Raw genomic sequence first — 25,383 nt, 5'->3', positions numbered from 1 at the left:
CCCGCGCGAGGGGGCATTGGTCAAAGGGGAAAGCTGCAATGCACCATCGCGCAAGCGTGACGCAGGGCCCGGGATCGCCCGCGCATGGTGGCCGTCAACCCGCGTGCCGGCGCGCGGTGGCCACCACGAACTCACCCGGCATGCGATAGCCGTCGCCGACGCGCCACGGCCGGATCGCGCGCAGGTAGCGCGTGCGGACGCGCCGGCGGGTCGCGTCGTCGAAGCGCGACCAGGCCATCGCCACCGGACCACCGACGAAGGCCGCGTCGCAGGCATCGTCGTCGCTGGCGTACTGCAGCACCGCCTCCACGCGGTGTTCCTCCGCATCGACGAAGCCGGCGCGCGTGCACAGGTCGGCGAGCATGCCTTCATGGCCGAGTTGGAAGAACAGCGGACAGACATCACTGGCGACCTCCTCGTCGACGATCGGAAACACCGGCGACCAGCCGCAGCGTGCGCGCTGGCCCCAGACCGCCACGGCCACGCGGCCGCCCGGGCGCAGCGCACCGTGCATGCCGCGCATGGCCTGATCGGGATCGGGCATGTACATCAGGCCGAGTGCGCAGTACGCCAGGTCGAAGCCGACGCCCGAGGAGTCCAGCGATTCGCCGTCCATGCGCAGGAAGCGCGCGTGCTGCAGGCCGCGCGCCCGCGCCCTTGCATTGGCTTCGTCCACCATGCGCTCGGCGATGTCCACGCCGACCACGCGGCCATCGTGACCAACGGCCTCGGCGGCGGCCAACGCCATCGCGCCGGTGCCGCAGGCCACATCGAGCACCGACTCGCCGGGCGCGGCAGGCGCGAGTGCCAGCAGCCGACGGTGCGCGTCCGACAACTGCGCCTGCCAGAGCGCGTCGTAACGTGAAGCGGCGAGGTCCCAGCCGTAGCGCTGCACGCGCCGCTGCAGTCGCGCGTGGTCCTTCACCGGCGCACGACCACGATTTCGAGGTATTCGCTGGGGATGACCAGGCCGTTGCCGTTGCCGCGATCCATGCGCTCCATCAGCGCGTGCAGGTCCTGTTCGAGTTCGGCGGCCTTGTCGGCCGGCAGGGCCTGGAAGGCCTTCTGCACCGGGCCGTACCAGGTGCGGAACACGTCGATCATGTGCGCAGCCGAGCGGTAGCGGAAATTGAACATGCGCGCGGTGACGCCGATGGCGCCGGCCGTGTCGCCGAACAGCGACTGCACGTGCGCGGCGGTGCCCCACAGCGACGGCGGCTGCACACCGGCAGGCGGCGCAATGTGGCGTCCCAGCACCTTGAACATCTGGCCGATGAAACCTTCCGGCGTCCAGTTGGCCAGGCCGATGCGGCCGCCGGGCCGGCACACGCGTGTCAGTTCGTCAGCGGCACGCGCGTGGTCCGGCGTGAACATCACGCCGAACGTGGACATCACCACATCGAAACTGGCGTCGGCGAAGGGCAGGGCCTCGGCATCAGCTTCGGCGAAGGCGACCTGCAACTGCTCGGCCTCGGCACGCGCCTGGCCCAGGTCCAGCAGTGCGGGCACGTAGTCGGTGGACACCACCTGGCCACCCCGGCGCGCCGCGGCCAGCGTCGCATTGCCGTTGCCGGCGGCGACATCGAGCACGCGTTCGTCCCAGCGCAGGTCGACCGCTTCAGCGAGGCGTTCGCCGACGATCTGCAGCGTAGTGCCGACGACGGCATAGTTGCCGCTGGACCAGGCGGCCTGCTGGCGCTGCTTGAGGGCGTCCATGTCGGGCAGGGTGGGGAGGGAGACGGCAACGGCATTCATTCGGGGGACACTCCTGGGGTTGGGGAGGGCGCAGCGTGGCGGTCGCACCGGGCTTCCGTCCTGACGGGGCGTCTGCCGGAACTGGCCATGCGTCCGGATCCGCGTGCGGGTTTCCCGGAGCTCCGCGATTCCTTGCCGATCGTCCGGCGACTGGCCGCGCGCCGCCCCGGGACGCGTTGTTGCGCTCAGAATCCGGCCGCCCCTGCCGTCCGATGGAATCCCCCTGGCCATGAGCAATCCACGAGACATCGCCGATGCGATGCAGCGCGCCGTCAGCGTGTTCACCCGCCGTCCCGACAAGGGGCTGCATGACGACGTGAGCGCGCGTGCGCGCTGGCAGGACGACACGCGGGTGGTGGCCACGCACGCCACCGGGGCAACGGTCGAATCCGACATGCCGGTGGAACTCGGTGGCACCGGCGACCGGCCGTCGCCGGGCTGGTTCTTCCGTGCCGGTATCGCCGCGTGCGCCACCACGGCGATCGCGATGGTCGCAGCCGAGCAGGGCGTGGCGCTGGAGCGGCTGGAAGTGGAAGTCGGCAGTCGCTCCGATGCGCGCGGGTTGCTGGGCATGCGCGATGCGGAGGGCATTACGGTCGACGCGGGTCCGGCGTCGATGCAGGTGGAGGTCGTACTGCACGCGCCGGGTGTCGACGCGGTGCGCTTGAACGCGCTCGTGGCCGAGGGCCTGCGCCGCTCGCCGATGCAGGGCGCGCTGTCCGGCCCGCCGCCGATCCGGGTGGCGGTGTCGGTCGCAGGCCGGCCGGCGGACTGAACATGGACGCGCTGTCCGAAATCCTGCGCGTGGTGCAGATGTCCGGTGCGTTCTTCGTCAACGCCCGCTTCAGTGCGCCCTGGTGCTACCAGTCGCCGAAAGCTTCGCTGGCGGCGCCCTGGCTGGACCCGACCGCGGAGCAGGTGGTGATCTTCCACCTGATCACCGAGGGCGGATGCCGGGTGGAAATGGACGGTGCGCCACCGATGGAGGTGCACGAAGGCGACGTGGTGATGTTCCCGGGCGGCAGCGCGCACCGCATGACGTCGGCGCCGGGCCTGCCGCCGACGCGCGGCGCGGCCGACCTGAAGAAGCTGTTCGCCAGTCGCCCGCGCCGGCTCGCCTACGGCGGCGGCGGCGCGCCCACACGCATCGTCTGCGGCTACCTGGCCTGCGATACGCGACTGGCGCGATTGCTGCTGGACGGCCTGCCGCCGGTCGTGCGCATCAGCTTGCGTGATTCCGATGCCGGCGCATGGCTCGAATCGTCCGTGCGTTACGCGCTGGCCGAGGCGCGCACGCCGCGACCTGGCGGTGCGAGCCTGCTGTCCCGGCTCGCGGAATTGCTGTTCATCGAAGTGCTGCGCCGTTACGTGCACCAGCATGAAGGTCATGCGGGCTGGCTGGCGGGCCTTGGCGATCGCGTCGTCGGCAAGGCGCTCAACGCGTTGCACCAGCAGCCCTGTCGCGAGTGGACCCTCGCCGACCTTGCGCGGGTCGCCGGCACCTCGCGTTCGGTACTGGCCGAGCGGTTCCAGCACCTGGTCGGCACGTCGCCGATGCAGTACCTGACGCAGTGGCGGATGCTGATGGCGGCCAACCTGCTACGCCGCAGCAATGCGCCGCTGTCGCGGGTGGCCGAAGAGGTGGGCTACCAGAACGACACGTCCTTCATTCGCGCGTTCCGGCGCGAATACGGGCAGCCCCCAGCGGCGTGGCGACGCAACAATCTGGCGGATGCCGGCCAGGCTGTGCACGCCTGATCACGCGCGCAGCGGCTACGGCCGCCGCTTATAGGTGATCTCCATCATCTTCGTTTCCTTGCCGTCAGGCCCGGGGCCGTACATCTCGAACACTTCCGTGTTCTTGTCGGTCCAGCGCGTGGTCATGCGGCTGCTCTGGGGTTTCTTCGTCACCGGATCGTGGTGGGTGCCGGTGTAGGTGCACGTCAGTTGGGCATCGCAGGTACCTTCGCTGACCATGAGGCCCGTGCTCATGCTGTCGTTCCACGTGCCCCAGTGCTTGCCGGTGACGTTGTCGAACCCATGCAGGCCCTGGCCGGAGAACGGCTGTCCCATCATCTGCGACGTCACCTCCTCCAGCATCACGCGGTTGCCGAGGATCATCCTGCGTGTCGCGGTGCCGGCGTCGGTGCTGGGTGGCGCGCCGGGTGCGTGCCAGCTCTTCACGACCAGGTCGTAGGTGCCGGCCATCGAAGCCAGCCTGCCGTGTTCCATGCCCGGCGTGCCGGCCTTCTGGTAGGCCTCCATCATGGCGTGCATCTCGGGCGTCATCGCTGGCGGCGTGTCCTGGGCGAGCGCGGGGCCTGCGAGCAGCAGGGCGGATACGGCGACGGACAGCAGCGTGGTGCGTTGCATGGTGGCCCCTCCCGGGCATGGCGGTGGCGCTGTTGTGCGCCCCGCCGCGCTCAGCCGGCGTGAAGGTCGGCCGAGGGGCGGTCAGCGGCGCATGGCGACCACGCCGTCCAGCGCCCGCTGCGCCTTGAAGCCGGCCTTCTCCAGCCGCTTCGCCACCTCGCCGGGCACGTCGCGCCCGCTGGTGAGCTTGTTGGGCGTGCCGGTGTAGTGGAACAGCTTGCCGCCGCGACGCAGCACGCGCGCAAGCTGGTCGTAGAAGGCCTGCGAATACAGCTCGCCGGCGATGCCGAAACGCGGCGGGTCGTGCAGCACGGCGTCGACGGAGGCATCCGCCACCTGCATGATGGCCTGCGAGACGTCGGCGTGGGTCAGTTGCAAGCGGCCCTCGTGCCCGGGTGCGTCCGGATCCGGTGACCACGGGTTGAGCGTGCGCAGCCAGAGTACGTCGGCGTTCTTCTCGAACGACAGGATGCGTGCGGCGCCGGCGGCCAGGCAGCACGCCGCGAAGTAGCCCAGGCCGCCGCACGTATCCAGCACCACCTTGCCTCCTGGTTCCACCAGTGCGACTTTGCGGCGGGCATCGTCCAGCGGCGATTCCTTCGAGGTCGGCAGCATCTTGATGCCGTCGATCTCGAACGTGGGCACGCCCCACTCGGTGGGCACCAGCTTGATCAGCGAGCCCGCATAGCGCGAGATCGGCGAGAAATCCTCGCCGTCCCAGTAGTACAGCGTGCGGTCCTTGAGCCGATCGGGATAGGGATACGCCGCGTCGCGCCACTGCCATGTCCCGGCCTCCAGCCGCGCGTCCGCCAGCGTACCTCCCAGGTCCAGCGAGCCATGCCACACGGTGTCGCCGCGGTCGCGCGCCGCCAGCAGGGCAGCAGCGGTATCGCGGGTGAGCAGGGGGCCGGTGTAGTGGGGCATGGAGCGGAGTCCTGAAGCGCATCGTGATCGCAGGAGCGGGATTTTCGCCCCCGCCGACCCGTGGGCGATAGTCCGCGACCTCTCCGGAAGCCTTGCCGCACCCGCTGGTATAGTGCCGACCCCTCGGATTCCCGGCCCCGCCATCGCCATGAACACGCCCGCCCGCTTCCATCCCATCGGCACACCCGGTACACCCTGGGGCGCGGCGGAGAAAGCCGCATGGCGCGCGCAGCAGCGCGTGCAACGCCGTCATGCGGATGATGTGGTGACGGTGATCGATCGGCTGCGCGGACGCTTCGATGTGCAGCAGTACGGCACGCTGGACTACGGTCCGGGCGAGGTCTATCCGCTGTTGGCGGTACGCAGCCGCGACTGGAGCGAGGCACTGCCCACGATGCTGGTCACCGGCGGCGTGCATGGCTACGAGACCAGCGGCGTGCATGGCGCGCTGCAGTTCCTCGACGAGCGTGCCGCCGACTATGCCGGCAAGGCGAACCTGCTGGTGGTGCCGTGCGTCAGTCCGTGGGGCTACGAACGCATCCACCGCTGGAACGCCGATGCGCTGGATCCGAACCGTTCGTTCCGTGCGGACAGTCCTGCGCAGGAATCCGCCGCGTTGATCGCGCTGGTTGCGCCGGTGAAGGACCGCGTGCTGATGCACATCGACCTGCACGAAACCACCGACAGCGATGAGAGCGAGTTCCGTCCTGCACTTGCCGCACGCGACGGAAAGCCGTTCGAACCCGGGGAGATTCCGGACGGCTTCTACCTAGTGGACGACAGCGCGAATCCGCAGCCCGATTTCCAGCGCGCCGTGATCGCGGCGGTGGCAGCCGTCACCCATATCGCCCCGGCCGACGACAATGGCGAGATCATCGGTTCGCCGGTGGTGGCCGAGGGTGTCATCCAGTACCCGGTGAAGTCGCTGGGCCTGTGCACCGGCATCACCGACGCTCGCTATACCACCATCACCGAGGTCTATCCCGACAGTCCGAAGGCGACGCCGCAGCAGTGCAACGATGCGCAGGTGGCGGCGGTGGTGGCGGCGATCGGATACGCACTGGCGCAGGATTGAAATCCACCCGTCGCGGCCCCATTCCTGTTCGTGAAAACCGCTGTGGTTGCCGGGCGTAAGCTGTCCGGGCAGCAGTGCGAAGCGAGGACATGACCATGGCAACCGGATGGGCCGGCGATGGCGCCGTGCAGGAACAGATCGATGCGACCGTGAAGGACGGCATCGAACGCGCGCGCCGCGCGCTGCCGAAGGGGCCGAGCCTGACCCACTGCGAAGCGTGCGACAGGCCGATCCCGGTTGCCCGCCAGCAGGCGGTGCCGGGCGTGCGACTGTGCGTGGAATGCCAGGAGGCGGCTGACCAGGAAGAGCAGGGTGCCGGGCTGTACAACCGGCGGGGCAGCAAGGACAGTCAGCTGCGCTAGCAAGGGCGCGTAACGGGCACGGCGGGCGTCACTCCACCGTCAGCGGGATGCCCTTCTTGCGCATGTCCAGGTAATCGGTACGCACGGCACGGCAGTAGGGTCCGCTCATGACGAAGCGGCGACACACGTCCGGCCGGGTCTGGTAGATGCCGCAGTTCATCCGCGCGCCATCGAGTGCCACGCACCAGCCTTCCTCGTCGCGCGCCATCACATGCAGGCCGGCGGGGGTACGGGTGGTGAGATGCGAGGGAATCTGGTCTTCCGGTTGCAGGACCACGGTCAGGCGGCAGCAGACGGCGTCGCACCGCGAACACGAGGTCATGACGGCATGACCTGCAGCGGCCGGTCCCCGGCAGCGCACGCTGCAGCGGGGAAAGGCATGGCATGTGCAACGACGGGGCGAGGGTGTGACGGGGAGGGCATGGAAGCTCCCGGGGGCAACCATCCCGTCGTGGGGAATGCGTCGCGTGGGAAAGGGAGCGAAGCGGAGGGCCGGGGGCCGTGCGGAACGCGCGAAGCAAGCGGAGGGCTCGCGGCACGCATGCTACAGCATGCATCGCGAGGAGCGGCCTGCGCGCGCGAAGATACGTCACCTGCGCTTCATGTCGCGTCGTGCAACGCCGGGTTGCCTGCGGGTCAGGTAGGCACGCCTGGTTTGACGCTGCACTCATACCGCGTGCGTTATCCCTGTCCGCAGATGTCTTGAAGCGGAGGTGCGTCGATGGCGCTGGAGCTGCGTTGCCGCTGCGGGCAGGTGCAAGGCACGGTGGATGCCCGTCGGGCGTATGCGCGTGCAACGTGCTACTGCGGGGATTGCCGGACCTACGCGCGTCACCTCGGGCAACCCGGCGTGATGGATGCGCAGGGCGGTACCGACATCGTGGCGATGAACCCGCTGGCGGTGCGTTTCACGGCGGGCGAGGAGCACATCGCCGGCCTGTGCCTGCGCGAAGGCGGGCTGTTGCGCTGGTACGCGGCGTGTTGCCGTACGCCGCTGGCCAATACGCCGCGCGACGGGAAAGTCGCCTACGTGGGCGTGGTTGCCACATGCCTGGTGCCGGAGACCGACGTCGATGCCGCATTCGGCCCGCCGGGCCACGTGGTGTTGAACTCCGACAGTGCCGTCGGCGAGGTGCGCCGCACGCCGCTTGCATTCCTCGCGGCCGGAGCGCGCATCGCCATGGGCATCATGGCGGCACGGCTGCGCGGGCAAGCGCCGGGCCTGTTCTTCAGCGCCAACGGCCAGCCCCTGCGTACCGCGTACCCCTTGGGCGAAGATCCGCGCGGCGAGGCGGGGCGGGAGCCGGCCTGAGCCGATCATGCGTACCGCAGTTGCTTCCGCTTGAATATCTGACTAAAGTCAGGCAATGAACGAGAGCCAGATCCAGCGGGTCCGCCGCTTCAACCGCACCGTCACCCGCCGCATCGGGGTGCTCACTGACGACTACCTCGGGCACGGCCGCCCGTTGGCCGAGTCACGCCTGCTGTTCGAAACAGGGCATGCGGGGGCGGATGTGCGCGACCTGCGTACACGCCTCGGATTGGACTCCGGCTATGCGAGCCGGTTGTTGCGTGCGCTCGAGGCGCAGGGGCTTGTGCGGGTACAGGCATCGCCCGTCGATGCACGCAGGCGGCATGTGGTCCTGACCGCGAAAGGGCGGCGCGAGGTGGATGCGCTCGATCGGGATTCGCGCGCGTTGGCGGATTCCCTGCTGGCGCCCTTGTCGGCGCGGCAGCGCGAACGGTTGGTCGAGGCGATGGATGAAGTGGAGCGCCTCATGCGTGCGTCCGCGGCGGAGATCGCGCTGGAGGATCCGGCCAGTGTCGAAGCGCAGGCGTGCATCCAGGCCTATCTGGATGAACTCGATGCGCGCTTCGAAGGCGGTTTCGACGCCGCCCGCAGCGTGTCGGCCGATCCCGGCGAACTGGTGCCGCCCCGTGGCGCCTTCGTGGTCGCGCGGCTGGAGGGCGCGGCGGTCGGGTGCGGGGGATTGAAGCGGATCGCCGGCGGCATGGGCGAAATCAAGCGCATGTGGGTGGCACCGGATGCGCGCGGGCTGGGCATCGCGCAGCGGGTGCTGGATGCGCTGGAGGCGCACGCGGTGGCAATGGGACTGCACACGTTGCGATTGGACACCAACAGCAGCCTGGTGGAAGCACGGGCGTTGTATGACCGCAACGGCTACATCGAGATCCCCGCCTATAACGACAACCCTTACGCGCATCACTGGTTCGAGAAACGCCTGCGGACGGACTGAGGGCGAGGCCCATCGCTTCGAGCGGAGATGGGCGGGGGCTCCGCGTTCGCTCGACCGCATTCGCGGCCGAGCCGTCCTTCCCGTACTTCGTGCCCTTGGTGCCCTGCGATCAGGAGCGTTTGCCGGGATTGGGCAATTGGCCCTTCCCATGATCCTTGGGAAGAGTGCGGGGTGGGGTTGATGGTGTGGCAGGCGCGGGTATCGCCCTGGAGGTGTCGTGGCGGGCGGGCGGCTTGGGATGGAATGTCATGGCAGGTCTCCTCCGGCCGACGGCCGGACGTGCACCGTGCACGTGGAGGGATGAGTAACGCGTGTAGTTATGGGGAAAGCAGGCCGTCAGGCCGGAAAAGGCCGGATTGCCCGATGGACGGCTGCGAATGCGCGCAAAAGACCCCTCTGTACCGGCAAAAGGCGCGTAAGGTCGAGGGATGATGCATCGGTTCCTCAGTGACAACCGCGCCGAACTGATTGCGCGCTGCCGTGGCAAGGTCGCGCTGCGATCCGCTACGGGCGTGCCCGGCCAGGAACTGGATCACGGCGTGACGGTTTTCCTGGACCAGCTGATCAAGACGCTGCAGGTGGAGGAGGGCGCCGAGCCGATGCGCAGCCGCAAGGTATCGGGACCCTCGGGCGGCGGTCGTCCCGCCCTGTCGGAGATCAGTGAGTCGGCGGCACTGCATGGCCGCGAACTGCTGACGCACGGGTTCACCGTCGACCAGGTGGTGCACGACTATGGCGACCTGTGCCAGGCGATTTCCGATCTCGCCTTCGAGCGGGGCGCGGTGATCGAGACCGATGAGTTCCGCACGCTCAACCGTTGCCTGGACAATGCCATCGCGCACGCGGTGACGGAATTCGGCTACCAGAACGAGATCGTGCAGTCCGACAGGCAGGCCCTGGCGTTGAACGAGCGGCTGGGATTCTTCGCGCACGAGTTGCGCAACCAGCTGTGCACGGCGACGCTGGCGCTGTCGATCATCAAGGAAGGCAGCGTGGGCATGTCCGGTGCGACGGCCGGCATCCTGGATCGCGCCCTGGCCGGGCTGGGAAGCCTGATCGATCGTTCGCTGGCCGAGGTGCGGATGGCGGCCGGCACGCCGGTGCAGAAGCGGCTGTACTCGTTGGCGGATTTCATCGCCGAGATCAGGCTGTCGGCCTCGCTGGAGGCCACGGTCCGGGGATGCGTACTGGTCGTGTCCGAGGTGGATCCTGTGCTGGCCATCGATGTCGACCGCGACCTGTTGCTGTCGGCAACCGGCAATCTGCTGCAGAACGCCTTCAAGTTCTCTGCGCCAGGCAGCGAGATCACGTTGAACGCCTACGCGCTCGCCGACCGCATCCTGATCGACGTGGAGGACCGCTGCGGCGGGCTGCCTTCCGGCGATGGCGCCGCCCTGTTCCAGCCTTTCGTGCAGGAGAGCGCGGACCAGAGCGGCCTGGGGCTGGGGTTGTCGATCTCGCAGCGCAGTGTGGAGGCCAACCAGGGGCAGCTGAGCGTGCGCGACGTGCCGGGCATCGGGTGTGTCTTCACCATCTCGCTGCCACGCCACCTGATGCCGCCATCGGAGGGGCCGCTGCCACGCGTGACGGGTTAGGGGTCGTTGGTACGGGGCTTGCATCGGCGACGGGACCGGAGACGGCGTCGCGGTCACTGGAGTAAGTGGCGTTACGCGGCTACCATGCCGCATCAGCGTTGGCCATGGCGTCGCCAGGGACACTGCTCATTCGGGTATGCCGGGGAAGTCCATCCGCGAGGAGGGCTGGCATGCACGGCCAAGAGGGGGGCGACCGTCTGTCGGCGTGTCGCTGGTCGATGTACGCATCACGCATTCACGTTTCCGGGGACTCGACATGCCTATCCTTTCCGGCGCCACGCGCCGTGTACGTCTGTTCGCGCGCGTGTTCCTGCTGGGCGTGTTCGCCAGTAGCGCGATGGCGATCCCTGCCGCAATGGCGGAGACGTTGACGTTCACAAACGATGCCGGCCTCGGAGACGGCATTGCCGCCGACGGTGAAGGCGGGTCGGGCGATATCGTCGGGCTGTCCATCCAGATCTACAACATCAGCAACGTCAATGGAAGCAATGTCGGCGTGATCCACTGGCGACCGAATGCCTTCCTCAATAGTGAAGACTCGGGGTATTCGGCCCTCACCTTCGATGATGGCGCACTCGGAATCACCAAGGGCATGGCGGTCCGCTCCGCGGATGGCAGTGAATTCAAGCTGACGTCGTTCCGCTATTACAGCTGGGGCGAGACGTCGCCCATGACGAATACCGTCGTGGGCTACCGGGACGGTGTCCAGGTGGCCTCCATGGCCTTCCAGGGATACGATCCCAACCCCATGCCGCAGACGGTCTCGTTGGGGGCAGCGTTCTCGTACGTGGACGACGTCAGGATGTTCACCTCCGCGGGCGGCGAGAACGGGGGTGTTGGCAGCTGGCACTCGATGAACAACATCGTCATCGATCCCGCCGTGCCGCCCGACACCACGCCTCCCACCGTCAGCTCGATCACTTCCAGTACGGCCAACGGCACGTACAACGTGGGCGATGTCATCAGTCTTGAGGTGACTTTCAGCGAAAACGTCACCGTCACCGGAACCCCGCAGCTGACGATCGAGACCGGTTCGACCGATCGCATCGTCAATTACATCAGCGGCAACGGCAGCAGCAGCACGCTGATCTTTATCTACACCGTGCAGGCCGGCGACACCACGGCTGACCTGGACTACACCTCGCCCACGGCGCTTGCGCTGAATGGCGGCACGATCCGCGATGCGGCCAGCAACAACGCCATCTTGACGCTGCCATCGCCGGGTGCGGCCGGCTCGCTTGGCGCGAACAAGAACCTGGTGATCGATGGCGTGGTGCCCTCGGTCACATCGGTCACTTCGTCCACGCCGGACGGCACGTACGCACTCGGGTCTACGATCAGCCTGCAGATCAGCTTCACCGAAGCGGTGACAGTCACCGGTACGCCGCAGCTGACGCTGGAGACGGGCAGTACCGATCGCGCGGTCAACTACGTCAGCGGCAGTGGCACCGGCACGTTGACGTTCAACTATGCCGTGCAATCGGGCGATGTCAGCAGCGACCTGGATTACGTGTCGACGAATTCGCTCGCGCTCAACGGCGGCACGATCCAGGATGCCGCCGCCAACAACGCCACGCTGGCGCTGGCCGTTCCGGGTACGGCGGGATCACTGGGGGCCAACAGGGCGCTGGTGGTGGATGGTGCGCCGCCTGCCGTCACCGCCATCACGGTGAGCGGTTCGCCCGCGGCCACCGCCACCAGCGTGACATTCACGGTGGCGTTCAACGAAGCGGTCAGCAATGTCTCGACCGACGACTTCTCCCTGGGCACGACCGGTTCGGCCACGGGCACGATCAGCGCCGTCTCCGCCAGCAGCGGTACCTCGATCGACGTCACGGTGAGCGGCATTGCCGGCAACGGCACCCTGGAAGTGAATCTCAACGGGTCCACCAACATCGCGGACGCGGCCGGTAACAGCGGGCCCGCGGCGTTCACCAGCGGATCGACCCATACCGTCGCCATTCCCACCGCACCGGCCGCACCGACCATCGGCACCGCCACGGCGGGTGACGGCCAGGTCAGCGTGACCTTCACTGCACCGGGCAGCAACGGTGGTTCCGCCATCACCACGTACACGGCGACGGCCAGTCCCGGTGGCGCGTTCGGCACCTGTGCGGGTCCGGCAGCCTGCACGGCCACCGTGACCGGGCTCAGCAACGGCACGGCGTATACCTTCACGGTCACCGCCACCAACGCCATTGGAACGAGCGTGGCGTCGGGCGCCTCGAACGCAGCCACGCCCAAGGGCAGCCAGACCATCACCTTCACCAACCCCGGTGCGCAGAACTTCGGCACCGCGCCGACGTTGACCGCCAGCGCGACCTCCGGCCTCACGCCGACGTTCAGTTCGTCCACCACCGGCGTCTGCACCATCACGTCCGGCGGCACGCTGACCTTCGTTGCCGCGGGCAGCTGCACCATCGACGCCGACCAGGCGGGCGACGCCGCGTGGAACGCGGCAACCACGGTGACCCGGACGTTCACGGTCAACGCGGTGGTGCCCGGAGCGCCGACCATCGGTACCGCGACGGCGGGCGACACCCAGGCCACGGTGACGTTCACCGCACCGGCCTCCATCGGCGGTGCCGCGATCATCGCCGGCGGCTATACGGTCACGGCGAATCCCGGCGGCGCAACCGGCACCGGCTCGAGTTCGCCGATCACGTTGACCGGCCTGACCAATGGCGTGGCGTACACGTTCACCGTGACCGCGACCAATTCCGCCGGCACCGGTGCCGCCTCAGCCGCATCGAACAGCATCACGCCTGCGTCGCCGCAGACGATCACCTTCGGCAATCCGGGCACGCAGAACTTCGGGACATCGCCGAATCTGTCGATCCTGGGGGGCGGTGCGTCTTCGACGTCGGGCCTGGCCGTGACGTTCACGTCGTCCACCACCGGCGTCTGCACGATCACGTCCGGGGGCGTGCTGACCTTCATCGCCGCCGGCACCTGCACCATCAATGCCGACCAGGCGGGGGACAGCAGCTACCTGCCGGCGCCGCAGGTCAGCCGGTCGTTCACCGTCATTCCCGTTGTGCCGGGTGCACCGACGATCGGCACGGCGATCGCAGGCGACACCCAGGCGAGTGTCGCGTTCACCGCGCCGCTGAACATCGGCGGATCGGCAATCACCAGTTACACGGTGACCGTCAGCCCGGCCGATGTGGCGCCGATCAATGGCGCGTCGTCGCCGATCGTCGTCACCGGCCTGACCAACGGACAACCCTATACGTTCACGGTGACCGCGGACAACGCGGCGGGTACCGGTCCTGCGTCGATGGCGTCCAACAGCATCACGCCGGCGGCGACGCAGACCATCACGTTCGCCAATCCCGGCGCGCAGAATTTCGGCACCACGCCGACGTTCACCGCGACGTCGGACTCCGGACTGACGCCGACGTTCACCTCGTCCACGACCAGCGTCTGCACGATCACGACGGGCGGCGCACTGACGTTCGTCACGGCGGGAACCTGCACCATCAACGCCGACCAGGCGGGGAATGGCAGTTACCTCCCCGCCCCGCAGGTCACCCGTTCGTTCACCGTCAATCCGGTGGTGCCGGGTGCGCCGACCATCGGCGTGGCGACCGTCGCCAGTCCGACCGAGGTCGATGTGGCCTTCGCGGCACCCGCGAGCAACGGCGGTATCGCCATCACCGGTTACACGGTGACGGCCAGCCCCGGCGGTGCCACGACTACCGGCGCGGCCAGTCCCATCCGTTTCCCGGGCCTGACGGCAGGCGTCAGCTATTCATTCACCGTCAGTGCAACCAACAGTGCCGGCACGGGTGCATCGTCGGCCGCGTCCAATGCCGTCGTCACCGCCGTGACGCAGGTCATCACGTTCGCCAATCCCGGTGCGCAGGATTTCGGCACCACGCCGACGCTGTCGGCAACGGCGGATTCCGGGCTCGCGGTGAGCTTCGCATCGGCGACGACCGCCGTCTGCACCATCACGCCCACGGGCACGCTGGCCTTCATCGCCGTCGGCACCTGCACGATCAATGCGGACCAGGCGGGCGATGCCAGCCATCTGCCGGCGGCCCAGGTCAGCCAGACGTTCACCGTGAATGCCGTGGCGCCCGATGCGCCCGTGATCGGTACGGCGACGATGGCGTCCGCCACATCGGTCACGGTGTCCTTCACCGCGCCGGTATCTACCGGTGGCGCTCCGGTTACTGGCTATGTGGTGACGGCGAGTCCGGGGGGCGCCACTGCGACTGGTGCCGGGAGCCCGATCACCGTCACAGGCTTGGCAAGCGGCACGGCGTACACGTTCACCGTGACCGCGCAGAATGCGGCGGACACCAGCGTGCCCTCGGCGCCGTCGAATGCGGTCACGCCGATCCCCGCGCTCACGGTCGCGGCGGCGAGCGCCACGTTGCCGTACGGCGCTGGTGTCACGCCCGTGACGCTGTCGATCACGGGTACCGCGACGTCGGTCGCCGTGGGTACGGCACCGGTGAACGGCATCGCGACGGTCAGCGGCACCACGATCAGCTACCAGCCCAACGCCGGTTACGCCGGCCCGGACAGCTTCACGTATACGGCCAGCGATGCGTACCAGACCACCACGATCGCGACGGTGACGATCACCGTGACGGCGCCGACGGTGGTGCTGGATGCCGCCAATCCCGGCAACGGCACGGGCGGCACCATCTACACGCACGCGTTCCTCGCCAGTGGCGGTGCGTCGCCTTACACGTTCCAGCTTGTCGGCGGTGCGTTGCCGAGCGGATTGAGTCTGGGCACGGATGGACGCATCACCGGCACGTCGACGGTGGCGGGCAGCTTCACGTTGACGGTGCAGGTGACCGACAGCAGTACGGGCATCGGTCCCTTCACGGCGCAGCAGCAGTACACGCTGCAGGTGGTGGCGCCGCAGATCGCGTTCGCGCTGCCCGCGTTGCCGCAGGCGACGCATGCCGGTGCGTTCAACCAGACCCTGGCGGTAACGGGAGGCACCGCGCCGTATACCTACGCGGTGACGGCAGGCAGCCTGCCGCAGGGCGTCGCGTTGAGTGCGGCGGGCGTGCTGTCGGGAACGCCGACCGCGTCGGGTCGCTTTTCCTTCACGGTGGAGGCGCGTGATGCGAACGGCTTCACGGGGGCGCAGGCGTATGAGCTGGTCGTGGCGCAGGCGCTGCAGGCGATCACCGGCTTCAGTGCGAATCCGGCAGCGCCGGTGTTCTCGCCGAACGGTACGTTCGCGCTGGTGGCCAGCGGTGGCGCCTCCGGCAATCCGGTGGTGTTCGCGAGCACCACGGCACAGGTCTGCCAGGTGACTGGTGCGACCGTCACCATGCTGGCGGCCGGGCGCTGCAGCCTGACCGCCGACCAGGCCGGTGATGCGAACCACGAAGCCGCGCCGCAGGTGCGGCTGGACGTGGACATCGCGGCCGCCGTGCCGACGCTCGTGTGGCCGGAAGAACTGCGCAAGGTGTTCGGCGAGCCTGCCTTCGACCTGGTGAATCCGCAGAGCCCCAGCAGTGGTGCCTTCACCTTCACCAGCAGCGATCCGGAGGTGGCCAGCATCAGCGGCCGCACGGTGACGCTGCATGCGGAAGGCACGACCGTCATCACGGCCACCCAGGCGGCTGCGGGCAGCTATGCCGCCGCCAGCGTGGAGATGCGCCTGCAGGTGGACGTGCGCCCCGATCCGACCCGGGACCCGGGCGTGGTCGGCCTGCTGCAGGCGCAGGTGGATGCGAGCGTGCGCTTTGCGAACGCGCAGCAGTCGAACATCCGCGACCGCCTGCGTCAGGTACGCAGCGGCGCGAACGGTTCCAGCAACAACGTCACGCTGGCCTATGCCGGTGCCGAAGACCGCCAGGGGCTTTCAGTGCCCGTGGGCCAGGCCACAGGCGGCAGCCTGCCGGCGTTGCCGCAGGGTTGGGGCGCATGGGCATCCGGCACGGCCTCGTTCGGCAAGAGCGGTCGGGTCGGCGGATACGACTTCCAGACCGATGGCCTCACGCTGGGCGCGGACCGCGCGATCGGCGAACAGGTGCTGGTCGGTGTGGCCGGCAGTCTGGCGCGCAACGACAGCGATCTGGACGGCACCGCCTCGCGCCTGAAAGCCGACCAGCGTTCGCTGGCGCTGTATGGCTTGTGGCGTGCAGGCGAGCATGTGTTCGTGGACGGCATGCTGGCCGCTGGACGCCTGGACTTCGACATCCGCCGCTGGAGCGACGATGCCGGGGCGATGAGCACGGCGGTGCGCGACGGCAAGCAGTGGTTCGGTTCTCTGGCCTTCGGCTACGAGCACCACGGAGAACGCATGGCGCTGACCACGTACGGCCGCTTCGATGCCAGCCGCACCACGCTGGAGGCGTATCGCGAGTACGGGATGGACATCTACGACCTGGCCTACCGGCGCCAGGTGGTGGAGAACAGCACGGTGGCGCTGGGCGTGGAAGGCAGCTACCGCTTCGGTGGTGACGACGGGCGCTACCGTCCGTTCTGGAGCCTGGAATATCGCCAGGCGCTGGAGGACAAGGGCGAGGCGGCGATGAACTATGTCGTGTGGCCGCATCCCACCGACTATCGCCTGGACATGCAGAGCTACAACGACGACGCACTGGCGTTGTCGGCGGGCCTGGACGTGAAGCTGCGGCAGGGGTGGCTGCTGTCGCTGCTGTTCGGCCACGAACAGGCCAGCAACAGCACGCAGGGCAGCAGCATCGGCCTGCGTCTGTCGTATGGGCAGCCCTCGAGCGGCGGGTTCGTGCCGGATGACGGCACGGTGGCCGGCGATGCCCCCCGTCGTTGCGGACGGCGATGCGCCAACAGCGGCGACGCACCGCGCTGACGCCGCTTTCCGGCGCGTCATCGTTGCCACCCACGCGAAGCCCGGCCTTGGCCGGGCTTCGTCTTTTTTCCCGGCGCGGAGCGGGGGCGGAACCCCCGGCCGTCCACCACCTTTTGGCACGGTCGCCGGGCCGGGGCCGGTGGGTATCCTCACGGGCACGCCCGCGCGCGACGCGGGCACCTGTCCTGTTTCCGGAGAACGCTTTTGAAGAAGACCCTGCTGACCACCGCGACCTTGCTCGCCCTGTCCCTTGCCGGACCCCTGGCCGCGCACGAACACGATGGCTGCCTGGATGACGGCTGCACGCTGCAGGCACTGTTCGCCGAATCCGGAAGTGCGGGCACATCCGCCACCGGTTCGACCATCGCGGCCAGGCGGTTCGGCGAATGGGGCATCGACACCGACGGCATGGACCGCAAGGCACAGCCGGGCACGGACTTCTTCCGTTACGTCAGCGGCACGTGGGCCGACACCACCGAGATTCCGGCGGAACGTTCCAGCTACGGTGGCTTCGCGATCCTGCGCGACCTGTCCGAGGCGCGCCTGCGGGTGTTGATCGAAGGCTATGCGCTGGGTGATCCGGCCACGCAGGGCGACCCTGCCAAGATCGCCGCGCTGTACCGGGGGTTCATGGATGAGAAGACCGTGGATGCACTGGGTGCCAAGCCACTGCAACCGCTGCTGGCCGACATCCGCGCTGCGAAGGACAAGGCGGCCGTGGCCACGCTGATGGGTCAGCGCGGTGGGATGTTCGACAGCTTCTTCAACCTCGGCGTCAGTGATGACCAGCGCGATCCCGACCGCTACACGCTCTACCTGAGCCAGGGCGGCCTGGGCCTGGGAGACCGCGAGATGTACCTGCGCGACACCTTCAAGCCGCAGCGCGAGCGCTACGAGGCCTATATCGCCCAGATGCTGCAGCTGGCAGGCTGGGACAGGCCGCAGGAGAACGCGAAAGCGATCCTGGCGCTTGAAACCCGCATCGCCGAGGCGCACTGGACGCGTGCCGAAAGCCGCAACCGCGACAAGACCTACAACCCGTTGGCGATGGCCGAGTTCGCGACGAAATCGCCTGGCTTCCCGTGGGCGGAATTCTTCAAGGCGGCCGGCGTGGACGGCGCGGGCCGTGCGGTGATCCGCCAGGACAGCGCCATCCCGAAGATCGCCGCGATCTTCGCCGATGCCGATGTCGCCACGCTGCAGGCCTGGCAGGCGTTCCATGTGACCGACAACGCGGCTCCGTTGCTGTCGTCCGACTTCTCGGTGGCGCAGTACGAGTTCCGCGACAAGTTCCTGTCCGGCCAGCCGCAGCAGCGCGAGCGCTGGAAGCGCGGCGTGGCGTTCGCCGAGTCGGCGATGGGCGAGGCGATCGGTCGCGACTACGTGCAGCTGTACTTCCCGCCGGATGCCAAGGCCAAGATGGATGCGCTGGTGGCCAACGTGAAGGCGGCGATGGGCGCGCGCCTGGATACGCTGGCGTGGATGAGCCCGGCCACCAAGGCGGAGGCGCACGCCAAGTTGCAAGGGTTCGGCCTGAAGATCGGCCACCCTGACACGTACCGCGACTACAGCGCGCTGGTGGTGAAGAACGGCGACCTGTTCGGCAACGCGCTGCGCGCCGGGCAGTTCGAGTGGGATTACCGTCGCAAGCGCGTGGGCCAGCCGGTGGACAAAGGCGAGTGGGGTATGACCCCGCAGACGGTGAACGCCTACTACAACTCGGTGAAGAACGAGATCGTGTTCCCGGCGGCCATCCTGCAACCGCCGTTCTTCGATCCGGACGCCGATCCGGCGGTGAACTACGGCGGCATCGGTGGCGTGATCGGCCACGAGATCATCCACGGCTTCGACGACCAGGGCCGCAAGGCGGATGGCAAGGGCGTGCTGCGCGACTGGTGGACGGTCGAGGACGCGGCCAAGTTCGAGGTGCAGGCCGCCAGGCTGGGCGCACAGTACGAGGCCTACACGTTCCCGCAACTGCCCGGCATGCACATCAACGGCCGGGTGGCGATGGGCGAGAACATCGGTGACCTGGGCGGCCTGACCATTGCGCTGGAGGCCTATCACCGTTCACTGGATGGCAAGCCGGCGCCGGTGATCGACGGCTTCACCGGCGACCAGCGTTTCTTCATGGGCTGGGGCCAGGTGTGGCGCACGCTGTGGCGCGACGATGCCCTGCGCCAGCAACTGGTCAACGGCACGCATTCGCCGGGCCACATCCGCGCCTTCGCCCCGCTGCGCAACATCGACGCGTGGTACGACGCCTTCGGCGTGAAGCAGGGCGACCCGCTGTACATCGCGCCGCAGGAGCGCGTGCGGATATGGTGATCCGGTGACGTTGCAGGAAGGCAGGAGCCAGCGCTCCTGCCTTCCCTGGCAGGGCTTTGCAGGCTTGCATCATCCGGTCCTCGCGCCGATGATGAGGCGGTTGTTCCACGCCCGCGCGCCATGTCATCCCGCTCCGCTTCCACTCCGCAAGGCGACCTGTTCGGCGGCCCGCAACCGGGTCGGCTGCATCGCCTGTTCTTTGCTCTGGTGCCTTCCGCGGGCGAATGCGAAGCGCTGCGGCACCGTGCCGAGGACCTGAAGGCGGCGTATCCGCAGGCGCACTGGGTACGACCGGAGCGCTACCACCTGACCCTGCATTTCCTTTGCGAGAGCGATGGGCCGCGCGAGGACATGATCGCCACCGCGCGCAACGCCATGCAGGATTGGCAGCCGGAACCCCTCGGCATCACCCTCGACCACCTGCTGTGCCTGGGCAATCCGAAGAATCCGGCGCTGACGCTGGCGGCATTGCACCCGTCGCCCGCGACGGTCGCGTTCTGGCGCAACCTGCAGCAGCGGCTGCTGCGTGCGGGCTTCAAGCAGCACGTCGGGCGCAGCTTCGTGCCGCACCTGACGCTGGCCTACGTGCCGCCGCGCACCGCCCCGGTGGACGTGCCGCCGGTGGTGCTGCACCCGCAGGGCGTGCACCTCCTGCAGAGCATCGAGGGGGAGGCCGACTACGCGCGCCTGGGTGAGTGGTCGCTCGCGGGCTAGCCTTCCCGCGCGCCGGGGCAGTCCGGTGCTTCGACAGCAGCGTGTGTAATACGGGGTCGCCATGTCGTGCGTTCGTCGGTCGGGCGCGTATTCCCGCCCCTGCATGGCCGTAGTGCCGCACCGTGACGCGTTCAGGTGGGCACCCGGAATCATCCGGCGATCATCGAACGAGGAATCCGACATGAAACGCTTGCCATTGCTGTGGGCGTTGTTGCTGTGCGCGCCGTCCTTCCCGCTGTCGGCGCAGGAGCGCAGCTATACCGAAGGGCCGGTCATGGAGGTCACGGCGGTGAAGATCATGGATGGCCAGTTCGACAACTACATGAAGCACCTGCAGGGCCAGTACAAGCGGGTCATGGAAGCGCAGAAGGAGGCCGGCATCATCCTCGGCTATGCGATCTATTCGACACAGGCGCGCCGGCCGGAAGACCCGGACGTCTACCTGACCGTGGTCTACCCCGACATGGCGGCCTTCGATGGCCTGCGCGACCGCTCCGAAGCGGTCTCCAGCAAGGTGACCGGGCAGAATACCGCGCAAGCCAACACGGCCTACGCCGACCGCGGCAAGATGCGCCAGATCCTGGGCAGCAATCTGATCCGCGAATTGAAGTTGAAGTAAGCCCGATGCGCGGGGCCATGCTTCCGGGCGTGGTCCCTCGCCGCTGCGCCGCAGCCTAGTCGCCCTGCCTGCGCAGCGTGTCCAGCTTGGCCTGGTAAAGCGCACGGGTATCGCCCTGGCTGAGTTCGCCTGCGCGCGCCAGCGCCTTTCCTGCGCGGCGGTGGTCGCCCTGCAGGAAATACACGCGGGCGAGGCCGAAGTGGAAGCGGTGCTCGCCGTCGTACAACTGGATGGCCTTGCGGTAGTGCGCGGCAGCGCGCACCAGGTTGCCGTCGCGCTCGAAGCCCGCGGCCAGCAGGAAATGGTGGAACGGGTCGCGGGCCTGCGCGGCATCCAGTCGCTTCTGCAAAGGACGTGCGGCTTCCACGTTGCCCGCACGCTGGTAGAACGTGACCAGGTTGAACAGCGCGCCAGGGTTGTCGGCGTCGAGGTCGAGTGCGTGCCGGTAGGCCCGCTCCGCGCGCGCTCCATCGCCGTCGCGCAGGTACATCACGCCGATGTTGCTCCAACTGGTGGCGTAACCGGGGTCCAGGGTCAGGGCGATCTCCGCATGGCGCAGGGCATCATCCAGCGCGCCGTGTTCGAGCAGCGCCGCCGCGCGGTTGTTGTAGTAGTGGGCGATGAGGCGGTTGTCGCGGATCGGTTCCGGTGGCTTGCGGGTGATGACCTCGTTCCAGGCCACATCCACCGTGAAGCGTCGTTCGCGGATGCGTACGCCGGCATTGACGTGCTGGGTGCGGTAGAGAATGTTGTGGTCCTGCCGCCAGGCCAGGGTTTCGTCCACCTGCTGCGCGTAGGCATCGAGCCCGGCCTCCCGCGCCAGCGCCACCGTCAGCAGGGTGAAGCTCATGCAGTTGGCCTGGCGCGTGGCGTAGGCCTCGGCCACGGTGTGGTTGGCGTCGGCGTGGTAGCTCATGCCCAGTCCCCCGGGGCTGAAGAGGAAGTCGACCATCCGCTCGAGCCGGGCATGCGGCAGGCGGGTGTGATCGAGGACCTGTTCGCGGAACTGCCGCTTCAGCGGCTCCGGTAGCGCCAGCACGTCGGCGGGAGCAGGGGGTGGGGCGGCTTGGGCCAGCGCGGACAGGGCCGACGACGCCAGCAGCAGGGTGCCGAGCCACTTCGTCCACATTGCCCACCTCCGGGTCCCGCATCGGGACGCGTCCGCGTGACCGGAGTGTAGTCCCGCATCGCAGTGCGGCATGAACCGCCCGGGCAGCGTTGACGCGATCATCGTGGGGCGGCTAGCGTCATGGCCCTTCCGTCGGAGGCTTCCTGCATGCGCGCTGCGATCTTCCTGCTCCTGCTGCTGGCCGGTCTGGCGTCGGCGCCCTGCGGACATGCCGCATCGATGCCGGAGCAGGGACGGGACGGGATCGGCGTGGGGGCAGTGCTGCCGCTGCGGGACCGCGTGGAGCCGGAGAACCGCATGCTCCGCGAGCGGCTCGACACTCTGCTGCCCCGCTTGATGCGTGACGCCGATCTCGACATGTGGGTGGTGATCGCGCGCGAGTACGCGGAAGACCCGGTGTACTTCACGCTGGTGCCGCAGCCGGCCCATGCGGCGCGCCGGACCACGATGCTGGTGTTCCACCGGCAGCCGGATGGCAGCGTGCAGCGGCTGTCCATCAACCGGTACCCGTTCGGCGCGCCCTACGAAACGGCGTGGTCCGGCGGGGATCTCGACGCGCAGTGGCGCGCGCTGGGCACGCTGATCACCGCGCGCGATCCGCGCAGGATCGGCATCAACGTTTCTGGCGAGTGGGCGGTCGCCGATGGCCTGACGCATGCGCTGCACGAGCGCCTGCTGTCGGTGCTGCCGGCCGCGCTGCAGGCCAGGCTCGTGCCGGCGGAGACGCTGGTGGTGCGCTGGATGGAGACCCGCACCGCGGCAGAGCTGGCCGCCTACCCGCATATCGTGTCGCTCGCACGCGGCGTCATCGCCGAGGCGTTCTCGGGCCGGGTCATCACGCCCGGTGTCACCACCACGGACGATGTGGCCTGGTACATCCGGGAGCGCTTCGAGTCGTTGGGGCTGGCGCCGTGGTTCATGCCGGACGTGAACCTGCAGCGGGCGGGCACGGCGTGCGCCGACGATGCGCCGTTCTGTGGCGAAGAAGGCGTGATCCAGCCCGGCGATGTACTGCACACCGATGTGGGGCTGTGCTACCTCAAGCTCTGCACCGATACGCAGGAAATGGCCTACGTGGCGCGTGCGGGGGACGCCGGGGCGCCCGCTGGGCTTCTTGCGGCGCTGGCACAGGGCAACCGCTGGCAGGACGCGCTGACCGGCCAGTTCGTCGCCGGCCGCACGGGTAACGAGATCCTGGCGGCGACGCAGCGCGAGGTCGCCCGCCTGGGACTGCGCGCGGCGACCTACTCGCATCCGGTGGGGTTCGTGGGCCACGCGCCCGGGCCGACCATCGGCATGTGGGACAACCAGGGATCCACCGCGGGGCAGGGCGACTGGCCGCTGCATGCCGATACGGTCTACGCCATCGAGGGCAACGTGAAGGCGCGCGTCCCGGAGTGGGGCGGGCAGAACGTGCAGGTCAAGCTGGAGCAGATGGCCGTGTTCGATGGCCGGAGGGTGGTCTATCTGGCGGGGCGGCAGGTGGTCTGGCACGTGGTGCGGTGACGCGCCGGACGCGCGGGCGTTAGGATGCCTGCATGAGCGCCGACGCCCACCTGATCGCCTGCCCGCACTGCGCGGCGATGAACCGTGTGCCGCCGGCGCGGCTGGTCGAGATACCCAACTGCGGGCGCTGCCACCATCCCTTGTTCACCGGCCTGCCGCTGGCGCTGGGCGAGGCGGACTTCGACCGCCACGCCCTGCGCAGCACGCTGCCGTTGCTGGTGGATTTCTGGGCGCCGTGGTGCGGGCCCTGCCTGCAGATGGCCCCACACTTCCAGCAGGCGGCGGGCGTGCTGGAGCCCGCGATGCGGCTGGCCAAGGTGGACACGGAAGCCTGCCCGGGACTGGGCAACCGCTTCGGCATCCGCAGTATCCCGACGATGGTGCTGCTGCAGGGCGGCCGCGAGCTCGCCCGGCAGAGCGGGGCGATGTCGGCGGAGGCGATCGTGAGGTGGGCGCGGGGGCTGGTGGGGTGAGACGTTTGTACCGAACTTCGATGGGGTGTGGGCGCGCTGCGTCTCCGCGCCCAGCTGTGAATGGATAGAAATGACGGCCCCGATTCTGACCGCAGGACCGGTCCGACTGCACCCAATTTGCGTTCAAGACGAAGATCTGTATCTCCGCCTTCATGCTTCGGTTGAGACGATGCGGCATGTGTCCGCAGTGGTGGGTGCGGACACTGCGCGCTTGCGCTTCAGCGACGCTTGCAGGCTGACATGTTCACGCGACCCGGCCTATTGGGTATGGACCGTTTCCTCGCCTGATCGCCGAGAGGGTGCCGGTATCATTTTGCTAATGGCAGGCGTTTCAAGTGCGGAGATTGGAGTTCTGTTGCTGCGCGAATGGCAGGGCCACGGTTTGGGAACGCATGCAGTGAACGCGATTACGGAGTATTGCTTCAACACGCTTTATTTGCTTCGGGTTGAATCTCGTCAACGCCCAAACAATATTGGCTGGGAACGATTGATGGAGCGCTGCAGTTTCAGGCGGGTCGAAAGCGCGCGCCTATCAGAGGATTGGACAAGGTGGCGACGTGATCGCGATTGAAGGTATTTGTACAGGGGGATGTTGCAATGAAATCAGGCAGCTTGGCGTGTGTCGGACTTGGAATGACGTTGGGGGCCCACTTGGCGCCACGCGCGAGGAGTTTTATCGAGGAGGCCGATGTGGTGTTCGTAGCCGCGTCCGACCCCTTGGTTGAACTGTGGGTGCAGGAGATGAATCCGGATGTTCGGAGTCTGCAGCCTTACTACGCAACGGAGAAGATGCGCAGCCAGACCTATAACGAGATGGTGGAGGCGATGCTGGAGGAGGTCGCCGCCGGCAAGCGCGTCTGCGGCGCCTTCTACGGTCATCCAGGCGTCTTTGCATGCGTGCCGCATCGTGCGATAGAGCAGGCCCGGCAATCCGGCTACGACGCCGTCATGGAGGCGGCGGTGTCCGCCGAGGATTGCCTGTACGCTGACCTTGGTATCGACCCGGGCAAGTTTGGTTGCCAGCACTATGAAGCCAGTCAATTCATGATGTACCGCCGTCAGGTGGATGCGAGCGCATACCTGGTACTCTGGCAAATCGGGGTCGCTGGGGATCCGACGCTGAAGAGCAGGGGCACGGGAGCTGAGCATCGGGAAATCCTGCTAGAGCTGCTTCGGCCGTACTATGGAGATAATCACGAGGTAGTGGTCTACCAAGCAGCAACGCTCCCCATGGACGCTCCGCGAATGGACCGGATTCTCCTGCGGGAGCTTGCGGGTGCGATCCTGACCGATGCCTCCACCCTCGTAATACCGCCTAGTCGCCCCATGGAACCCAACGACGGGGTGGCCGCACGCCTGAAGCAGTTGTCGGCCGTCAACGGGTGCAATCCGCCTATGGTAGGCAGGTAGGAAACGGGGTATCTTCGGCGACAAAGGTCGGCACTGTCTGTCGGGGAA

Annotated in this window: 21 protein-coding genes; 15 read left to right on the top strand and 6 right to left on the bottom strand. The window is 68.0% G+C overall.

Annotated features, from left to right (window positions below; all coding sequences use genetic code 11):
* Positions 1-94: 94 nt before the first annotated feature.
* Together AC3DET_RS01020 and AC3DET_RS01015 are read right to left on the bottom strand one after the other, a co-directional pair.
* Entirely contained in the window at positions 95-925 is an 831-nt protein-coding gene (locus AC3DET_RS01020; protein ID WP_488390444.1) for a class I SAM-dependent methyltransferase, read from the bottom strand.
* Positions 922-1,755, bottom strand: a complete 834-nt coding sequence (locus tag AC3DET_RS01015) for a class I SAM-dependent methyltransferase (RefSeq protein WP_488390443.1) — start codon at positions 1,753-1,755, stop codon at positions 922-924. Before AC3DET_RS01015 ends, AC3DET_RS01020 begins: the two co-directional genes overlap by 4 nt.
* Before the next feature lie 229 nt (positions 1,756-1,984).
* On the opposite strand from AC3DET_RS01015, the gene AC3DET_RS01010 reads away from it, so the two are divergent.
* The gene (locus tag AC3DET_RS01010; RefSeq protein ID WP_488390442.1) at positions 1,985-2,530 is read left to right on the top strand and encodes an OsmC family protein; all 546 of its coding nucleotides are present in this window, start codon (positions 1,985-1,987) and stop codon (positions 2,528-2,530) included.
* Between the two features lie 2 nt (positions 2,531-2,532).
* Complete coding sequence (locus tag AC3DET_RS01005) at positions 2,533-3,513, top strand: AraC family transcriptional regulator (protein WP_488390441.1); 981 nt, start codon at positions 2,533-2,535, stop codon at positions 3,511-3,513.
* 15 nt (positions 3,514-3,528) lie between these two features.
* Here AC3DET_RS01005 and AC3DET_RS01000 read toward each other — a convergent pair whose 3' ends face one another.
* On the bottom strand, positions 3,529-4,128 hold the full coding sequence (locus tag AC3DET_RS01000) for a DUF1579 domain-containing protein (protein WP_488390440.1): 600 nt from the start codon (positions 4,126-4,128) through the stop codon (positions 3,529-3,531).
* A gap of 81 nt (positions 4,129-4,209) precedes the next feature.
* Complete coding sequence (locus AC3DET_RS00995) at positions 4,210-5,052, bottom strand: class I SAM-dependent methyltransferase (RefSeq protein ID WP_488390439.1); 843 nt, start codon at positions 5,050-5,052, stop codon at positions 4,210-4,212.
* A gap of 148 nt (positions 5,053-5,200) precedes the next feature.
* Between AC3DET_RS00995 and AC3DET_RS00990 the strand changes: the two genes are divergently transcribed.
* Together AC3DET_RS00990 and AC3DET_RS00985 are read left to right on the top strand one after the other, a co-directional pair.
* Complete coding sequence (locus AC3DET_RS00990; RefSeq protein ID WP_488390438.1) at positions 5,201-6,127, top strand: M14 family metallopeptidase; 927 nt, start codon at positions 5,201-5,203, stop codon at positions 6,125-6,127.
* Positions 6,128-6,222: 95 nt separating this feature from the next.
* Positions 6,223-6,489 (top strand): DksA/TraR family C4-type zinc finger protein, encoded by a 267-nt coding sequence (locus AC3DET_RS00985; protein WP_488391150.1) that lies wholly within the window; start codon positions 6,223-6,225, stop codon positions 6,487-6,489.
* Between the two features lie 28 nt (positions 6,490-6,517).
* Here AC3DET_RS00985 and AC3DET_RS00980 read toward each other — a convergent pair whose 3' ends face one another.
* Positions 6,518-6,811 (bottom strand): YkgJ family cysteine cluster protein, encoded by a 294-nt coding sequence (locus AC3DET_RS00980; RefSeq protein ID WP_337729929.1) that lies wholly within the window; start codon positions 6,809-6,811, stop codon positions 6,518-6,520.
* 399 nt (positions 6,812-7,210) lie between these two features.
* Between AC3DET_RS00980 and AC3DET_RS00975 the strand changes: the two genes are divergently transcribed.
* The 7 genes from AC3DET_RS00975 (at position 7,211) to AC3DET_RS00945 (ending at position 20,817) form a co-directional block, all read left to right on the top strand.
* Positions 7,211-7,801: a DUF6151 family protein gene (locus AC3DET_RS00975; RefSeq protein WP_488390437.1), complete on the top strand. Its 591-nt coding sequence runs from the start codon at positions 7,211-7,213 to the stop codon at positions 7,799-7,801.
* 55 nt (positions 7,802-7,856) lie between these two features.
* Positions 7,857-8,747: a bifunctional helix-turn-helix transcriptional regulator/GNAT family N-acetyltransferase gene (locus tag AC3DET_RS00970; protein WP_488390436.1), complete on the top strand. Its 891-nt coding sequence runs from the start codon at positions 7,857-7,859 to the stop codon at positions 8,745-8,747.
* 428 nt (positions 8,748-9,175) lie between these two features.
* On the top strand, positions 9,176-10,342 hold the full coding sequence (locus AC3DET_RS00965) for a sensor histidine kinase (protein ID WP_337729926.1): 1,167 nt from the start codon (positions 9,176-9,178) through the stop codon (positions 10,340-10,342).
* Positions 10,343-10,598: 256 nt separating this feature from the next.
* Positions 10,599-17,156, top strand: coding sequence for a fibronectin type III domain-containing protein (locus AC3DET_RS00960; protein WP_488390435.1), 6,558 nt, complete (start codon positions 10,599-10,601; stop codon positions 17,154-17,156).
* A gap of 204 nt (positions 17,157-17,360) precedes the next feature.
* Positions 17,361-19,484 carry a M13 family metallopeptidase gene (locus AC3DET_RS00955; RefSeq protein ID WP_488390434.1) on the top strand — a complete coding sequence of 708 codons (2,124 nt, stop codon included), beginning with the start codon at positions 17,361-17,363 and terminating at the stop codon, positions 19,482-19,484.
* A gap of 120 nt (positions 19,485-19,604) precedes the next feature.
* Positions 19,605-20,198: a 2'-5' RNA ligase family protein gene (locus AC3DET_RS00950; protein ID WP_446537208.1), complete on the top strand. Its 594-nt coding sequence runs from the start codon at positions 19,605-19,607 to the stop codon at positions 20,196-20,198.
* A 181-nt stretch (positions 20,199-20,379) separates the two neighbouring features.
* Positions 20,380-20,817, top strand: coding sequence for a hypothetical protein (locus AC3DET_RS00945; RefSeq protein ID WP_488390433.1), 438 nt, complete (start codon positions 20,380-20,382; stop codon positions 20,815-20,817).
* 55 nt (positions 20,818-20,872) lie between these two features.
* On the opposite strand, the gene AC3DET_RS00940 is transcribed toward AC3DET_RS00945, so the two are convergent.
* Positions 20,873-21,946: a tetratricopeptide repeat protein gene (locus AC3DET_RS00940; protein WP_446537206.1), complete on the bottom strand. Its 1,074-nt coding sequence runs from the start codon at positions 21,944-21,946 to the stop codon at positions 20,873-20,875.
* A 147-nt stretch (positions 21,947-22,093) separates the two neighbouring features.
* Here AC3DET_RS00940 and AC3DET_RS00935 point away from each other — a divergent pair, with 147 nt between their 5' ends.
* The 4 genes from AC3DET_RS00935 to AC3DET_RS00920 all read left to right on the top strand — a co-directional run bounded on the left by AC3DET_RS00935 (position 22,094) and on the right by AC3DET_RS00920 (position 25,335).
* Positions 22,094-23,452, top strand: a complete 1,359-nt coding sequence (locus AC3DET_RS00935; protein ID WP_488390432.1) for a M24 family metallopeptidase — start codon at positions 22,094-22,096, stop codon at positions 23,450-23,452.
* A gap of 32 nt (positions 23,453-23,484) precedes the next feature.
* Positions 23,485-23,925: a thioredoxin TrxC gene (gene trxC / locus AC3DET_RS00930; protein ID WP_488390431.1), complete on the top strand. Its 441-nt coding sequence runs from the start codon at positions 23,485-23,487 to the stop codon at positions 23,923-23,925.
* Positions 23,926-23,995: 70 nt separating this feature from the next.
* A complete protein-coding gene (locus AC3DET_RS00925) occupies positions 23,996-24,496 on the top strand; it encodes a GNAT family N-acetyltransferase (RefSeq protein ID WP_488390430.1) in 501 nt (166 codons plus the stop codon).
* 26 nt (positions 24,497-24,522) lie between these two features.
* On the top strand, positions 24,523-25,335 hold the full coding sequence (locus AC3DET_RS00920; RefSeq protein WP_488390429.1) for an SAM-dependent methyltransferase: 813 nt from the start codon (positions 24,523-24,525) through the stop codon (positions 25,333-25,335).
* Positions 25,336-25,383 lie beyond the last annotated feature (48 nt).

The organism is Pseudoxanthomonas sp. 97-1-1 (genome assembly GCF_057773125.1).
Note: the sequence above shows the minus strand (reverse complement) of the source record. Positions and strands in the feature narration are given on the sequence as shown.

Bases quoted from the DNA above. Each gene is read 5' to 3' on its own strand.
- AC3DET_RS01015 (WP_488390443.1), bottom strand. From the start codon at position 1,755: ATGAATGCCGTTGCCGTCTCCCTCCCCACCCTGCCCGACATGGACGCC.
- AC3DET_RS01010 (WP_488390442.1), top strand. From the start codon at position 1,985: ATGAGCAATCCACGAGACATCGCCGATGCGATGCAGCGCGCCGTCAGC.
- AC3DET_RS01005 (WP_488390441.1), top strand. From the start codon at position 2,533: ATGGACGCGCTGTCCGAAATCCTGCGCGTGGTGCAGATGTCCGGTGCG.
- AC3DET_RS01000 (WP_488390440.1), bottom strand. From the start codon at position 4,128: ATGCAACGCACCACGCTGCTGTCCGTCGCCGTATCCGCCCTGCTGCTC.
- AC3DET_RS00995 (WP_488390439.1), bottom strand. From the start codon at position 5,052: ATGCCCCACTACACCGGCCCCCTGCTCACCCGCGATACCGCTGCTGCC.
- AC3DET_RS00990 (WP_488390438.1), top strand. From the start codon at position 5,201: ATGAACACGCCCGCCCGCTTCCATCCCATCGGCACACCCGGTACACCC.
- AC3DET_RS00985 (WP_488391150.1), top strand. From the start codon at position 6,223: ATGGCAACCGGATGGGCCGGCGATGGCGCCGTGCAGGAACAGATCGAT.
- AC3DET_RS00980 (WP_337729929.1), bottom strand. From the start codon at position 6,811: ATGACCTCGTGTTCGCGGTGCGACGCCGTCTGCTGCCGCCTGACCGTG.
- AC3DET_RS00975 (WP_488390437.1), top strand. From the start codon at position 7,211: ATGGCGCTGGAGCTGCGTTGCCGCTGCGGGCAGGTGCAAGGCACGGTG.
- AC3DET_RS00970 (WP_488390436.1), top strand. From the start codon at position 7,857: ATGAACGAGAGCCAGATCCAGCGGGTCCGCCGCTTCAACCGCACCGTC.
- AC3DET_RS00965 (WP_337729926.1), top strand. From the start codon at position 9,176: ATGATGCATCGGTTCCTCAGTGACAACCGCGCCGAACTGATTGCGCGC.
- AC3DET_RS00960 (WP_488390435.1), top strand. From the start codon at position 10,599: ATGCCTATCCTTTCCGGCGCCACGCGCCGTGTACGTCTGTTCGCGCGC.
- AC3DET_RS00950 (WP_446537208.1), top strand. From the start codon at position 19,605: ATGTCATCCCGCTCCGCTTCCACTCCGCAAGGCGACCTGTTCGGCGGC.
- AC3DET_RS00945 (WP_488390433.1), top strand. From the start codon at position 20,380: ATGAAACGCTTGCCATTGCTGTGGGCGTTGTTGCTGTGCGCGCCGTCC.
- AC3DET_RS00940 (WP_446537206.1), bottom strand. From the start codon at position 21,946: ATGTGGACGAAGTGGCTCGGCACCCTGCTGCTGGCGTCGTCGGCCCTG.
- AC3DET_RS00935 (WP_488390432.1), top strand. From the start codon at position 22,094: ATGCGCGCTGCGATCTTCCTGCTCCTGCTGCTGGCCGGTCTGGCGTCG.
- trxC (WP_488390431.1), top strand. From the start codon at position 23,485: ATGAGCGCCGACGCCCACCTGATCGCCTGCCCGCACTGCGCGGCGATG.
- AC3DET_RS00925 (WP_488390430.1), top strand. From the start codon at position 23,996: ATGACGGCCCCGATTCTGACCGCAGGACCGGTCCGACTGCACCCAATT.
- AC3DET_RS00920 (WP_488390429.1), top strand. From the start codon at position 24,523: ATGAAATCAGGCAGCTTGGCGTGTGTCGGACTTGGAATGACGTTGGGG.